This is a genomic window from Cellulomonas alba, from assembly GCF_030362835.1.
In the GTDB taxonomy this organism is placed as follows: Bacteria; Actinomycetota; Actinomycetes; order Actinomycetales; family Cellulomonadaceae; genus Cellulomonas; species Cellulomonas alba.
The window spans coordinates 995539-1010135 of record NZ_JAUCGQ010000001.1 but is presented as its reverse complement, the minus strand read 5'-3'; the positions used below and the strand labels follow the sequence as shown (position 1 = coordinate 1010135).

Genomic DNA, 14597 nt, shown 5'->3' with positions numbered 1-14597 from the left:
CCGCGCCCCGCCCGGGCGCTCGACGGCCGGCTGCCTGCCGTCCGGCGGGTGCGTCGGGCCCGACCAGAGGACCACCACGTCGTGACAGCCGCGAGCCCGCCCCGCCCCCGCACCCCGCGCCGCCGGAGCGCGCTGATCCCCGCGATCGTCGTCGTCATCGCCCTCGTGGTGCTGCTCCTGGTGCTCGCGCAGCTGTGGACCGAGGGCCTGTGGTTCTCGCAGCTCGGCTACTGGCGCGTCCTGCGGACCGAGTGGCTGACGCGGCTCGCGCTCTTCGTCGGAGGCTTCGCCGTGATGGGCGGCGCGGTGGCGTGGAGCCTCTCGTACGGGTATCGGTCCCGGCCGGTGTACGCGCCGTCGACGCCCGAGCAGGCGAACCTCGACCAGTACCGCGAGGCCGTCGAGCCGCTGCGCCGGCTCGTCACGATCGTCGCGCCGACCGTGCTCGGCCTGTTCGCCGGTGCGGCCGCGGCCCAGCAGTGGCAGACCGTCCAGCTGTGGATCCATGGCGGCACGGTCGGCCAGAAGGACCCGCAGTACGGCGTCGACCTCGGCTTCTACCTGTTCGTGCTGCCGGGGCTGCGGTTCGTCGTCTCGTTCCTGATCGCCGTCACCGTGCTCGCGGGCATCGCGGGCGTCGTCACGCAGTACCTGTACGGCGGCCTCCGGATCGGCGGCCGGCGCGGCGAGGGCTCGCGCACCACGCGGGCGGCGCGCGTCCACCTGTCGGTCATCGCCGCCGTCCTGATGCTGCTCATCGCGGCGAACTACTGGCTCGACCGGTACTCGATCCTCACCAAGGTCGGCGCCAAGATCACGGGTGCGTCGTACACCGACGTCCACGCGGTGATCCCCGCGAAGGCGATCCTCGCCGGCATCGCGGTGTTCGTCGCGGTGACGTTCATCCTCACGGCGGTGCGCGGCAACTGGAGGCTCCCCGCCATCGGCGTCGGGCTCATGATCATCGCCGCCATCGCGGTCGGCGGCATCTACCCGGCCATCGTGCAGCGCTTCCAGGTGCAGCCGAACGCGCAGGACGCCGAGTCGGAGTTCATCCAGCGGAACATCCAGGCGACCCGCACCGCGTACGGCATCGACGACGTCGACGAGCGGGCCTACACCGCGCAGACCACGGCATCCGCCGGCCAGCTGCGCCAGGACGCCGAGACGACCGCGTCGATCCGCCTGCTCGACCCGAACATCGTCAGCCCGTCCTTCAAGCAGCTGCAGCAGGTCAAGGCGTTCTACAACTTCCCCGACACGCTCTCGGTCGACCGCTACACGATCGACGGCCAGAGCCGCGACACGGTGATCGCCGTCCGCGAGCTCGACCAGGGCGGCCTCGACCAGGCGCAGCGGAACTGGGTCAACGACACGACGGTCTACACGCACGGGTACGGGGTGGTCGCCGCCTACGGCAACACGACGCAGGGCCGCGGCGCGCCGGACTTCTTCGAGGGCGGCATCCCGTCCGCCGGCCAGCTCGGCGAGTACCAGCCCCGCATCTACTTCAGCCCGAAGGCGCCCGAGTACTCGATCGTCGGCGGCCCCGAGAGCAGCAAGGGCTGGGAGCTCGACTACCCGGACGACTCGCCGGCGGGCTCGGCCACCACGCGGTTCCCGACGCAGTCGGTCTCGGCGGGCCCGAGCATCGGCAGCCCGTGGAACAAGCTGCTCTACACGATCAAGTTCGGCTCGGAGCAGATCCTGTTCTCCGACCGCGTGACGAGCGACTCGCAGATCCTCTACGACCGTGACCCGCGCGATCGCGTGCAGAAGGTGGCGCCGTACCTGACGCTCGACGGGCGCGTGTACCCCGCCGTGGTCGACGGGCGCGTGAAGTGGATCGTCGACGGCTACACGACCAGCAACCAGTACCCGTACTCGGCGTCGCGCTCGCTCGACGACGCGACGATCGACTCGCTGACCGAGACGTCGCAGGCCGTGCAGGCGCTGTCGCCGAAGAACGTCAACTACATCCGCAACTCGGTGAAGGCGACGGTCGACGCGTACGACGGCTCGGTCACGCTCTACGCGTGGGACCCGAGCGACCCGGTGCTCAAGGCCTGGTCGAAGATCTTCCCCTCGACGCTCGAGCCGCTCTCGTCGATCGACGGCACGCTGATGAGCCACCTGCGCTACCCCGAGGACCTGTTCAAGGTGCAGCGCGCGCTGCTCGGCAAGTACCACGTGACCGACCCGAAGCAGTTCTTCACCGGTGGCGACTTCTGGCAGACGCCGAACGACCCGACCGTGACGCAGAAGGTCGCGCAGCCGCCGTACTACCTGACGCTCAAGATGCCGGACCAGGAGAAGGCGGCGTTCTCGCTGACGACGACGTACATCCCGTTCGGCACCAATGCGCGCGAGACGCTGCAGGGCTACCTCGCGGTCGACGCCGACGCCGGCGGGACGTCCGGGAAGCCCTCGTCCGACTACGGCAAGCTCCGCATCCTGGCGCTGCCGCGCGACTCCAACGTGCCCGGCCCCGGCCAGGTGAACAACAACTTCACCACCGACCCGACGGTGTCGAACGAGCTCAACATCCTGGGCCGCGGCGACTCGACGGTGGTGCGCGGCAACCTGCTCGCGCTGCCGGTCGGGAACGGGTTCCTGTTCGTGCAGCCCGTCTACCTGCAGGCGCGCACCGGCACGGTGTTTCCCCTGCTGCAGCGCGTGCTCGTCTCGTTCGGCGACGACATCGGCTTCTCCGACACGCTCGACGGCGCGCTGGACCAGGTGTTCGGCGGGGACTCCGGGGCGAACGCCGGCGACGCCGGGAAGCCACCGGCCGACAGCACCGGCGGGACGGGCGGCACGGGCACGGGCGGCACCGGCGGCGGCGCCACGCCGTCGCCCGACCAGGCGCAGGCGCGCTCCGACCTCGACCGCGCGCTGCAGCAGGCGCAGAAGGCGATCCAGGACAGCCAGGCGGCCCTGGCCTCGGGCGACTTCACGGCCTACGGGAACGCGCAGAAGGCGCTGCAGAACGCCGTCCAGGAGGCCGTCGACGCGCAGGCGCGGCTCGGCGAGACCACGTCGGGCACGTCCGGTTCGGGCTCGACGGCCAGTCCGACGCCGACCCCGACGCCGACGAACGGGGGCTGACGCTCCCGGGCTCGCTCCCCGTGCCGCCGCGGGCGCCGTCCGATCCCGTGTCCTGCACGCGATTTGGCGGTGTCCCGCGGGTGACGTAAGGTAATCGAGCCGACGCGGGGTGGAGCAGCTCGGTAGCTCGCTGGGCTCATAACCCAGAGGTCGCAGGTTCAAATCCTGCCCCCGCTACACAGTGAACGAAGGCCCGGACCTGATGGTCCGGGCCTTCGTCGTCGGCGCAACCCTCGGGCGCTGCCTCTCGTCCGTGTACCGCCGGGAGCCGATCGGCCGCGTCCGATCATCCGAGCAGACGCTCGAGGTCGGGCGTGAGGCGCCCGGTTCGTCGCACGGCCGCTCGCAGCTCGTCGGCCAGCTGGTGCAGCTCCTCGGGAGCGGCTCGGCTGTGGGCGCCGAACCACAGTTCTCCCCGGGGGCCTGCGAAAGCCCGCCGCCAGTAGCCGACGACCAGCCTCGTCGGGAGGCGGTACAGCATGCGCAGGTTCATCGGGATCTCGGCGTTGCCGTCGGCCCGGAGCGCCGCGAACGCCTCGCGGGTGGCGCTCACCATGAGGCGCATCGTGGACGCATCGGCGGCGAGTGCTGCCGGGACGCCTCCGACGCGGTAGAGCGCGAACGCGATCGGCACGACGAATGCCGTGTGCCCCACGAGCCAGCCTCCGATGTCGGAGCTGATGAGCGTGGGAAAGCCGGCGCCCTCGAGAACACCCTGCAGGCGCCTGACCCGCGGACTGGCGCTGCCGTCCGGCTCGCCGAGCATCGTCTTCTGCTGACGGATCAGCACGAACCTCACGACCGGGCCGTCCCGGCTGCCTCCGGCCGCCGGGAACCCGAACAGTGCACGGCCACCCAGCGCGGCCGTCAGCTCGGCTTGCCGGTGGGCAGTGTTGCCGAAGAACAGCACGTCGGAGCCGTCCGTCATGCCTGTCAGGACGGGCAGTGCGCTCCGCAGCTGCTCAGCCCGCACGGGTACCAGCACCAGGTCGAAGGGATCACCGGCGGCGACGTCGGCGACCGAAGGCACGAGCGCGACGGAGCGGTCCCCGGACTCCGCATCCTCCAGGACCAGCCCATGGGTCTGCAGGTCGACGAGACGGGAACCACGGGCCAGGAGGACCACGTCGTGCCCGACCCGCAGCAGCTTTCCCGCGTACACGCTGCCGATCACGCCGGCGCCCAGCACCAGGATCCGCACGAGTGCACCTCCGAACCCTTCATCTGGTCCCGTCAGTCAACACCGCGTGCAGGGTGCAGGGTCACTGGCGTCATCGGGCGCTGTCGGCCCAGCGAGCGCCGGCTGCTGTCCCGGCGCGCGATCGGTACGTCCTGCCGGTGTGCTCCGCCGCGCCTTCGCTCGGTGGAGAGGCAGGGCCTCAGGGTTGTGTGCGGGCCGGACGAGCGCCTACCGGCGTCGCGGTCCCCGCCGGAGCGCCCCGATCAGCGGCAGGACCGAGACGCCCATCAGGACCTTCGCGAACGTCGGCTCCGCCGGGGACAGCAGGGCACCGGCCACCAGGAGCGCCGTGAACACGATGGCCATCGCGATCCGCTGCACCGAGCGGTCCAGCTCGCGGACGCGCTGGTCGAGCATCGGCGTCCGGAGCGACAGGTCGCCGCGCTCGGCGAGCGTCAGCAGGCGGTCGGTGCGTGCGGGGAGCGCGAGCAGCGACCGCGCGATCTTCGCGCCCTCGGTCGCGACCGCGCCCCACGGCCCGCCCCCGCCGGCCTCGTCGGAGACGAGGTTGGTGGCGTACGGGGTGATGGACGTCCACAGGTTGAACTCGGGGTTCAGACCGGCGCACATGCCCGACAGGACCGCGAGCGTTCGACCGAGCAGCAGCAGGTTCTCCGGCAGCTGGAACGGCATCGCCACGAGCAGCTCGCGGAACTGCAGCCCGATGTCCCGCATCTCCTGGGGGCTGATGGAGCGCAGGTCGCTCATCGCCATGCCGCCGAACCGTGCGAACACCTGCGCGACGGCCAGGTCGAGGAGCTTGGTGTCGGCCGTGGGCAGCAGCACGCCCATCGACCCGAACGCGTCGACCAGGCGAGCCGAGTCCTGGGTGCCCACCGCGATCAGCGCCTCGCGGAGCGACGAGCGGAGCGTGTCGGGCACCCGTCCCACCATGCCGAAGTCGATGAACGTCAGCCGGAACTCGCCGGGCCGGCCCTCGACGGGCGTGACGAACAGGTTGCCCGGGTGCGGGTCGGCGTGGAAGACGCCGTCGTCGAAGATCTGCTGCAGGTAGGTCGCCACCAGCTTCTCGGCGACCTCCGCGCGGTCGATGCCCGCGGCGGTGATCGAGTCGTAGTCGCCGAGCCGGATCGCCGACACGTCCTCGAGAGTCAGGACGCGCAACCGCGAGTGCTCCCACGCGACGCGCGGCACCCCGACGCGGTCGTCGTTCTCGAACACCCAGCGGAAGTGCTCGGCGTTGCGCGCCTCGGCGGTGTAGTCGATCTCCTCCAGCGTGGTGGCGGCGAACTCCTCGACGAGTGCGGGCACGTCGGCGCGGCTGCTGACCGGCTTGTACCGGGTCAACCAGCCGCCCACGCGGCGCAGCGCCGCGAGGTCGACGGCGACGATCTGGTCGATGTGCGGCCGCTGCACCTTGACGACGGCGTGCGAGAAGCCCGCCTCCTCGGCGTCGGCGTCCCAGAGCACCGCACGGTGCGCCTGCCCCAACGAGGCCGCGGCCAGGGGCGCCTCGTCGAAGCTCTGGAAGGCGTCGGCCACGGGCCGCCCCAGCTCCCGCTCGGCGCACTCTCTGATGTCGGCGAAAGCGGCAGGTGGCACCTCGTCCTGGAGGCCGGCCAGCTCGTCGGTGATCTCGGCCGGCAGCACGTCCAGCCGCGCGGAGAGGAACTGGCCGACCTTGATCATCAGGCCGCCCATCGACAGCGCGAGCGCCCGGAACCGCACGGCCGTGCGGCGGTTCCGGTCGCGCCGGCTCCGGTCCGACCAACGTCGCAGGCCGAGCCGGGGCAGGACGAGCTCCCAGATGATGAACCTGGCCATGACGCCGGCGAAGAACCAGACGATCCGCCGGTAGCGGGCGCGCAGTCGAGGCGGCGGCGCCACGTCTCAGTCCTGGGCGAGCAAGGTGTAGACCTGCTTGCGCGCGGCGTTGAGGATCTCGATGGTCGACACGATCTGATTCTTGTCACCGGAGCGTCCGACCTGCAGCACGGCGGCGGCCAACCGGCCACCGGCCTGGCGCAGGGCGGCGTACCCGCTGAGATCGGGACTGGCCGCCGCGACGTCCCAGGGCGCCTGCTCGTCGGCGAGGTCGGCGACGGCGGCCTCGCCCGCGGCCGTCAGCGAGAAGACGCGCTTGCCGCCTGTCTCCTCGGCGACGACCAGGCCCTCGTCGGCGAGCAGCTGCAGCGTCGGGTACACGGAGCCGGCGCTGGGGTTCCAGGTGCCGCCGCTGCGGGCGGAGATCTCCTGGATGATCTGGTAACCGTGCATCGGCTGGTCGGCCAGCACCCGCAGGACCGCCGGCCGGATGTCGCCGCGCCGCGCCCGCCCGGCCGGTCCGACTCCCGGCCCGGGACCGCCCATGCCGAAGGCCGCGAAGCTGCGCGCGAAGGTGCCCACGTCGGGCCCGAGGGGGCCCTTGCCGTAGTGGTGCATGTCCTCACCTCTCGGTCGGTCGTGATACTTAGCGATACATCGCTACATATCGTACGTCGCAGGCTTCGGGGATGCACCGGAGCAATTCGTGCGTGCGTCGGGCGGAGCGCGCGCACCGGCGGTCACCCCCGTGCGTCGTACCCTGCGGTCCGGTTCACGAAGCGCGCGGCCAGCGCCTCCGACCCGCGCGCCAGCAGCGTCACATCCGCGCCGACCAGCACGAACGACGCCCCGGCGTCGAGGTAGGCGTCCGCGGCACCGGGGTCGAACGCGTTGACGCCCACGGGCTTGCCCGCGCCCCGCACGGCGTCGAACGCGCGCAGCACGGCCGCGACCACGTCCGGGTGGGTCTGCTGCCCGAGCAGGCCCATCGACGCCGCGAGGTCCGACGGCCCGAGGAACACGCCGTCGACCCCGTCGACCGCCGCGATCTCGGCCGCGGCGTCGACCGCGTCGGCGGTCTCGACCTGGACGAGCAGCGACACGTGCTCGTCGCCGTCGCGCAGGTACCCGTCGACGCGGTTCCAGCGCGCCGACCGTGCGAGCGCCGAGCCCACGCCGCGGTGGCCACCGGGCGGGTAGCGCACCGCGGCGACCGCGGCGCGCGCCTCGTCGGCGGAGGACACCATCGGCACGAGCACGGTCTGGGCGCCGAGGTCGAGCACCTGAGCGATCACGACGCCGTCGTTGGTGGGCACGCGGACGACGGGCGTCACGGGGTAGGCCGCGACCGCCTGCAGCTGCGCGAGCACCGAGGCGAGCCCGTTCGGGCCGTGCTCCATGTCGACCAGCAGCCAGTCCAGCCCGCTGCCCGCGCAGATCTCGGCGACGAGCGACGAGCCGCTGGACACCCACATGCCGGCGAGCGGCCGGTCGGCGGCGGCGAGGGCGGCGCGGAGGGTCGGGCTCAGACGAAGCGGCACGAGATGGCTCCCAGCGGTCCGTAGTCGCACAGGATCGTGTCGCCGCGCTGCACCCAGACGGGGCGCGTGAACGACCCCGCCAGGATGGTCTCCCCGGCCTCGAGGCGCGCGCCGTGCTGGTGCAGCTTGCCCGCCAGCCAAGCCACGCCCGTCGCCGGGTGGCCCAGCACGCCCGCCGCGACGCCCGTCTCCTCGATCGTGCCGTTGCGGTACAGCAGCGCCGACACCCAGCGCAGGTCGACCGCGTCCGGGGCGACCGGCCGGCCGCCCGTCACCATGCCGCCGTACGCGGCGTTGTCCGCGATGGTGTCGACGATCGTGCGGCCCTCGAGCTCGATGCGGGAGCTGAGGATCTCGAGCGCGGGCGTCACGCGGGCGGTCGCGCGGAGCACGTCGTCGAGCGTGCAGCCGGGGCCCTCGAGCGGCGCCGCCAGCACGAACGCGAGCTCGACCTCGATCCGCACGTTCGCGTAGGCGTCGAACGGGATCGTCGCGTCGCTGGCCCAGACGGTGTCGTCGAGCATGACGCCGTAGTCGGGTTCGGTGATGCCGGTCGCCTGCTGCATCGCGCGGGACGTCAGGCCGATCTTGCGACCGACGACGCGGCGCCCGTCCGCCAGGGCTCGCTCGACCCGCACGCGCTGGATGGCGTAGGAGTCCTCGACCGTCGCCTCGGGGTAGCGCGCCGTGATGCGCGGGACCACGCTGCGCTCCCGCTCGGCACGCGCCAGCTCGTCGGCGATCTCGGCGATCGTCCCGGCGGGCAGCATGGGCGGCCTCCGGCTCTGAGGGGGTCAGGAGGTCGGCAGGCCGAGCGACTCGCCCGGGTGCTCGTGCGACAGGTACGCGTTGAGCGTGCCCATGCGGTGGCGGCGGACGGCCTGCTCGATGTCGCCGAGCGGCGCGCGGGCGGCGACGAGGGCGAGGAGCTGATCGTGCTCGCGGACCGACTCGGCCGCCCGGCCCGGGACGAACGCGAAGATCGAGTCCCGCATCGCGCCGAGCCGCGCCCACTCGGCCGCGACGATCTCGACCAGCCGCGGGTTCGGGCAGCGCGCGTACAGCACGTGGTGGAACTCCGCGTTGAGCGTCGAGAACGTGCGCGGGTCGAAACGCGTGAGCGTCGCCCGCATCGCCTCGTTGACGGCGCGCGCCCGCCGGAGGTCCGCGGCCGTGACGCTGCGCGCGGCGAGCGCGGTGGCGGCGCTCTCGACGACGCCGATCGCCTGCATCGCGAACCGGTACTGCGTGTCGTCGACCATCGACACGCGGGCGCCGACGTTGCGCTCGAACGTGACGAGTCCCTCGGCCTCGAGCTGGCGCACGGCCTCGCGGACGGGGACGACGGACATGTCGAGCTCGGCCGCGAGGGTGCCGAGGACGAGGCGGTAGCCGGGCGCGAGCTCCTGGTTCGCGATCCGAGCCTTGATCGAGCGGTACGCCGTCTGCGACTTGCTGACGCCCGCAGCGCCGGCCGTGCCCGCAGCGCCGGCAGCGCCGGCGGCGCCGGCGGCGCCGACCCGGCGAGCTGCGCTCACCGCGCCGCCCGCCACGCGTCGTACCTCGCTCTCCACTCGGCGTCCATCGGGAACAGCCCCTCGACGCCGTGGCCCTGCGCCACCTGGGACGCGATCCATGCGTCCTCGTCCTCCTGCGCCACAGCCGCCTCGACGACCTCCGCCACGAGCGGGGGCGGGATGACGACGACGCCGTCGGCGTCGGCCACGACGACGTCGCCCGGCTCGACCGTCGTGCCGCCGCACGCGACCGCCACGTCGGTCTCCCACGGCACGTGCCGACGCCCCACGACCGCGGGGTGTGCGCCGGCGCACCAGACGGGGATGCCCACCGCGGTGACTGCCGCGACGTCGCGCACGCCGCCGTCCGTGACGATGCCGGCGGCACCGCGCACGTGCGCCCGTAGCGCGAGCACGTCGCCGAGCGTCGCGGCCGTGGTGTCCCCGCGCGCGTCGATGACCAGCACCTCGCCCACGCCGAGCGCGTCGAACGCCTGCTTCTGCGCGTTGTGGCCGCCGCCGCGGCTCGCGACGAGGTCCTCGCGAGCGGGCAGGAGGCGCAGCGTGCGGGCGATGCCGACGAGCTTGGCGTCCGGGTGCAGGGGCCGGACGCCGTCGACCGTGACGGTGTCGAGCCCGCGCCTGCGGAGCTGCGCCGAGAGGGCGGCGACGGGAACCTGCAGGAGCTTGTCGCGCAGCGTGGGGTCGAGGGGCGGGGGAGCGGTGCCGGCGTGGGGACCGGCGGCTGACGGCGTCGTCATGGCTGCCTCCCTGCAGTCGTGCCGATCGTATACAACCGCGCTGGGTCGGGGCAGTGCCCGGGCAGGGCGGAGCCGGGACGAGCTGCCCGCGCGGTCGCTTGCGCAACCGCGTCGTCGAGGCGCCGTGCTCGACGACGCGGAGCCGCAGGTAGCGGGCCGGATCGCGGTGGCGAAAGCCATCGAAAGTTGCCGTTGAGTTCGTATGTCGAAGAAGTGATCCCATGTGATCGCTAACAGAGCGCGCTAGAGCACGCCCCGACGCGGCAAGCGATCGTGATGTATTCGTGATGGTCCGGTGCGCCGACTCGGTTGACTTTGAGATCCGAACGCGACGAGAGTGCTCCCACTGCACCGGCGGCGCGAGCCGTGCGGACAGCCCCGGGGAACGACCCTGCAGCGCTGAGGCTGCACGGGCTCGGCACGTGGAGCCACGGGACCGGGACTCTCAACGACGAGAAGGAGCAGTTCATGCGACGGATCACTTTCGCGGCAGCGGGTGTGGCGCTCGCGCTGACGCTCGCCGCCTGCTCGGGCGGCGGCGCGGGCGGCGGGTCGGGCAGCACCGGCACGGCCTCGGCGGGCGGCAACGACGGCAAGGGCACGCTGGTCGGCGTCGCGATGCCGACGCAGACGTCGGAGCGCTGGATCGCCGACGGCAACGCCGTCAAGAAGGGCCTCGAGGACGCGGGCTACAAGGTCGACCTCGAGTACGGCAACGACGACATCCCGACCCAGCAGCAGCAGATCGACCAGATGATCACGAAGGGCGCCGGCCTGCTGATCGTCGCCTCGATCGACGGCACCGCGCTCGCGAACCAGCTGCAAGCGGCCGCCGACAAGAAGATCCCCGTGATCGCGTACGACCGCCTGATCCGGGACAGCAACAACGTCGACTTCTACGTCACCTTCGACAACTACAAGGTCGGCGTGCAGCAGGCCACGTCGCTCCTCACCGGCCTGGGCCTGGTCAAGGCGGACGGCAGCAAGGGCGACAAGACCGGCCCGTTCAACGTCGAGCTGTTCGCGGGCTCGCTGGACGACAACAACGCGCACTTCTTCTGGCAGGGCGCGATGGACACGCTCAAGCCGTACATGGACTCGGGCGCGATCGTCGTCCCGTCCGGCCAGGTGACGATCGAGAAGGCCGCGATCCTGCGCTGGCAGCAGGAGACGGCGCAGCAGCGCATGGAGAACCTCCTGACCTCGACGTACTCGTCGGGCAAGAAGGTCGACGGCGTCCTGTCGCCGTACGACGGCCTCTCGCGCGGCATCATCACGGCGCTCCAGAACGACCCGTCGAACAAGTACGGCTCGAGCGTGCCGATGCCGATCGTGACCGGTCAGGACGCCGAGATCGCCTCCGTCAAGCTCATCAACGACGGCGTGCAGTACTCGACGATCTTCAAGGACACCCGCAAGCTGGCCGAGCAGGCCGTCGTGGCCTCGAAGGCGTTCCTGGGCGGGCAGACGCCGGAGCCGAACGACACCAAGTCGTACGACAACGGCAAGAAGGTCGTGCCGTCGTTCCTCCTGCAGTCGGACATCGTCGACAAGGACAAGATCAAGCCGCTGCTCATCGACTCGGGGTACTGGACCGCTGACGAGGTCGCCGCGGGCAAGGCGTCCTGATCCGAGGCAGTTCCCGCGTGGCAACCGTGCCGGCCGGCGTCTCGTCGACGCCGGCCGGTCGGTCCACGCTCCCGAGTGAATGAAGGGTGGTTGGGGTATGGCGCAGCCGATCCTCGAGATGCGGTCCATCACCAAGACCTTCCCCGGCGTCAAGGCGCTCCAGGACGTGTCGCTGTCCGTCGCGCCCGGCGAGGTGCACGCGATCTGCGGGGAGAACGGCGCCGGCAAGTCGACGCTGATGAAGGTGCTGTCGGGCGTGTACCCGCACGGCACGTACGACGGCGAGATCCTCTTCGAGGGCGAGGAGGTGGCCTTCGGGTCGATCAACGACTCCGAGGCCAGAGGGATCGTGATCATCCACCAGGAGCTCGCGCTGGTGCCCTACCTGTCGGTCGCGGAGAACATCTTCCTCGGCAACGAGCGTGTGCGGCGCGGTCTCATCAACTGGAACCAGGCGAACTCCGAGGCCTCGGCCCTGCTGCGGCGGGTGGGCCTGGACGAGCTGCCGGTGACCCCCGTCGGGCACCTCGGCGTCGGCAAGCAGCAGCTCGTGGAGATCGCGAAGGCCCTCTCCAAGAAGGTCCGGCTGCTCATCCTCGACGAGCCGACGGCCGCCCTGAACGACACGGACTCCGAGCACCTGCTCGGGCTCCTGCGCCAGCTCCAGGCCGAGGGCATCACCTCGATCATGATCAGCCACAAGCTGAACGAGATCGCCGAGATCGCCGACTCGACGACGATCATCCGCGACGGCCGCACCATCGAGACGCTCGACATGCACGCCGACAAGGTGACGCAGGAGCGGATCATCAAGGGCATGGTCGGCCGCGACCTGGACCACCGCTTCCCGCCGCACGAGCCGTCGGTGCGGGACGAGGAGATCCTGCGCATCGAGAACTGGACCGTGCACCACCCGACGGACCCCGACCGCGTGGTCGTGGACGACGCGAGCCTGTATGTGCGGGCCGGCGAGGTCGTCGGCATCGCGGGCCTCATGGGCGCGGGACGCACCGAGCTCGCGATGAGCGTCTTCGGCCGCAGCTACGGCCGCAACATCACCGGCAAGGTGTTCGTCCGCGGCCGCGAGGTGACGATCCGCGACGTCGACGACGCGATCGGCCACGGCATCGCGTACGCGACGGAGGACCGCAAGAAGTACGGCCTCAACCTCATCGAGGACATCCGCACCAACATCTCCGCCGCGAGCCTGCGCAAGTTCTCGTCGTTCGGCTGGATCAACGCCAACGAGGAGATCCGCGTCGCCGAGGAGTACCGGCAGAGCATGAAGATCAAGGCGCCGACCGTCCTCGCGACCGCCGGCAAGCTGTCCGGCGGCAACCAGCAGAAGGTCGTCCTCAGCAAGTGGATCCACACCGATCCGGACGTGCTGATCCTCGACGAGCCGACACGCGGCATCGACGTCGGTGCCAAGTACGAGATCTACACGATCATCAACCGGCTCGCGGACGCGGGGAAGGCCGTCGTCGTCATCTCGTCCGAGCTGCCCGAGCTGATCGGGATCTGCGACCGCATCTACACCCTCGCGTTCGGCCGGATCACCGGCGTGCTCCCTCGCGAGCAGGCGACCCAGGAGAACCTCATGGAGCTCATGACCAAGGAAAGGGACACGGTCCGATGAACGCCATCCCGGCTCTCAAGGACGTCTTCACGCGCGGCCAGCGCCAGAGCGACCCGGACACGCCCCGAGCGCCCGAGCAGGGCGGCGAGCCGCGGGTGGTCGGCGCGGTCGACGCCCTCAGGGACGTCTTCACGCGGAACCTGCGCCAGAGCGGCATCTACATCGCGTTCGTGGCGATCATCGGCCTGTTCGCGTGGCTCACCGACGGGCTGCTGCTCAGCCCGGACAACGTGACGAACGTCTTCCTGCAGTACGGCTACATCCTGATCCTCGCGATCGGCATGGTGATCGTGATCATCGCCGGGCACATCGACCTCTCGGTCGGCTCGGTGGTCGCGCTCACCGGCGCGGTCTCCGCGACGTTCGTCATCAAGCAGGGCCACCCGTCCTGGCTGGGCGTGCTCGTCGCGCTCGGCGTCGGGCTGCTCGTCGGCGCGTGGCAGGGCTTCTGGGTCGCGTTCGTCGGGATCCCGGCGTTCATCGTGACGCTGGCCGGCATGCTGCTGTTCCGCGGCATGACGCTGCGGGTGCTGCACAACATCTCGCTGTCGCCGTTCCCGACGGACTACCACAACATCGCCGGCGGCTTCATCAACGGGGTGCTCGGCGGCAACGGCTACGACGTCTTCACGCTCGTGGTCGCGGCGGTGGGCATCGCGGGCTACGCGTACTCGCAGCTGCGCAACCGTCGGGGTCGGATCCGCTACCAGCAGTCGGTCGAGGCGTTCCCGCTGTTCGTCCTGCGCCTCGTGCTCGTGGCCGTCGTGGTGATGGCGCTCGCGTGGCAGCTGGCGCACTCGCGCGGCCTGCCGGTGGTGCTCATCATCCTGGGCATCCTGATCATGACGTACTCCGTCATCACCACGAAGACGGTGTTCGGCCGGCACGTCTACGCGATCGGCGGCAACCTGTCGGCCGCGCAGCTCTCCGGCGTCAAGGTCAAGAAGGTCAACTTCTGGATCTTCGTGAACATGGGCTTCCTCGCGGCCGTCGCGGGCGTCGTGTTCTCGTCGCGGTCGAACGGTTCGCAGCCCGCCGCCGGGCAGATGTTCGAGCTCGACGCCATCGCCGCCTGCTTCATCGGCGGGGCGTCGACGACGGGCGGCGTCGGCCGGGTCACCGGCGCGATGGTCGGTGGTCTGATCATGGGCGTCATGAGCAACGGCATGCAGCTCATGGGCATCGACCAGTCGGTGCAGCAGATGATCAAGGGCCTGGTGCTGCTGCTCGCGGTCGCCTTCGACATCTACAACAAGCGTCGCGCGGGCGCTGCCCGCTGACGTCGGCCGGGCCCGGGGCCGGCGCGTGCGTGACGCGCCTGCCCCCGCCGCTCCGCTTCCACCCGGACGCACCACCGAGGCGCCGCCGGTGCGCGGG

At 71.2% G+C, this 14597-nt stretch carries 10 protein-coding genes, 1 tRNA gene and 1 pseudogene; 5 read left to right on the top strand and 7 right to left on the bottom strand.

Annotated elements, in window-relative coordinates; all coding sequences use genetic code 11:
• Positions 1 to 81 precede the first annotated feature (81 nt).
• Both QRT04_RS04475 and QRT04_RS04470 read left to right on the top strand, forming a co-directional pair.
• The gene (locus QRT04_RS04475; RefSeq protein ID WP_289453807.1) at positions 82 to 3108 is read left to right on the top strand and encodes a UPF0182 family membrane protein; all 3027 of its coding nucleotides are present in this window, start codon (positions 82 to 84) and stop codon (positions 3106 to 3108) included.
• A 103-nt stretch (positions 3109 to 3211) separates the two neighbouring features.
• Positions 3212 to 3285, top strand: a tRNA-Met gene (locus QRT04_RS04470).
• A 109-nt stretch (positions 3286 to 3394) separates the two neighbouring features.
• Here the strand turns inward: QRT04_RS04470 and QRT04_RS04465 are convergent.
• The 7 genes and pseudogenes from QRT04_RS04465 to QRT04_RS04435 all read right to left on the bottom strand — a co-directional run.
• Positions 3395 to 4309: a ketopantoate reductase family protein gene (locus QRT04_RS04465; protein WP_289453805.1), complete on the bottom strand. Its 915-nt coding sequence runs from the start codon at positions 4307 to 4309 to the stop codon at positions 3395 to 3397.
• 207 nt (positions 4310 to 4516) lie between these two features.
• Positions 4517 to 6196 (bottom strand): ABC1 kinase family protein, encoded by a 1680-nt coding sequence (locus tag QRT04_RS04460; RefSeq protein ID WP_289453804.1) that lies wholly within the window; start codon positions 6194 to 6196, stop codon positions 4517 to 4519.
• Positions 6197 to 6199: 3 nt separating this feature from the next.
• Positions 6200 to 6751, bottom strand: a complete 552-nt coding sequence (locus QRT04_RS04455) for a PadR family transcriptional regulator (RefSeq protein WP_289453803.1) — start codon at positions 6749 to 6751, stop codon at positions 6200 to 6202.
• A 122-nt stretch (positions 6752 to 6873) separates the two neighbouring features.
• Positions 6874 to 7674, bottom strand: a complete 801-nt coding sequence (locus tag QRT04_RS04450) for an aldolase/citrate lyase family protein (protein ID WP_289453801.1) — start codon at positions 7672 to 7674, stop codon at positions 6874 to 6876.
• Entirely contained in the window at positions 7659 to 8444 is a 786-nt protein-coding gene (gene hpaH / locus QRT04_RS04445) for a 2-oxo-hept-4-ene-1,7-dioate hydratase (RefSeq protein ID WP_289453799.1), read from the bottom strand. The genes QRT04_RS04450 and hpaH overlap by 16 nt, the downstream gene beginning before the upstream one ends.
• A gap of 24 nt (positions 8445 to 8468) precedes the next feature.
• Positions 8469 to 9212 carry a GntR family transcriptional regulator gene (locus QRT04_RS04440; protein ID WP_289453798.1) on the bottom strand — a complete coding sequence of 248 codons (744 nt, stop codon included), beginning with the start codon at positions 9210 to 9212 and terminating at the stop codon, positions 8469 to 8471.
• Positions 9209 to 9964: pseudogene (locus QRT04_RS04435) on the bottom strand (RraA family protein); the annotation flags it as partial. The gene QRT04_RS04440 and the pseudogene QRT04_RS04435, both read right to left, overlap by 4 nt.
• 456 nt (positions 9965 to 10420) lie before the next feature.
• Here QRT04_RS04435 and chvE point away from each other — a divergent pair.
• The 3 genes from chvE to mmsB all read left to right on the top strand — a co-directional run bounded on the left by chvE (position 10421) and on the right by mmsB (position 14500).
• Positions 10421 to 11581, top strand: a complete 1161-nt coding sequence (gene chvE / locus QRT04_RS04430; protein WP_289453797.1) for a multiple monosaccharide ABC transporter substrate-binding protein — start codon at positions 10421 to 10423, stop codon at positions 11579 to 11581.
• A gap of 97 nt (positions 11582 to 11678) precedes the next feature.
• Positions 11679 to 13220, top strand: a complete 1542-nt coding sequence (gene mmsA / locus QRT04_RS04425; protein ID WP_289453795.1) for a multiple monosaccharide ABC transporter ATP-binding protein — start codon at positions 11679 to 11681, stop codon at positions 13218 to 13220.
• Positions 13217 to 14500: a multiple monosaccharide ABC transporter permease gene (gene mmsB, locus QRT04_RS04420; RefSeq protein WP_289453793.1), complete on the top strand. Its 1284-nt coding sequence runs from the start codon at positions 13217 to 13219 to the stop codon at positions 14498 to 14500. Before mmsA ends, mmsB begins: the two co-directional genes overlap by 4 nt.
• Positions 14501 to 14597 lie beyond the last annotated feature (97 nt).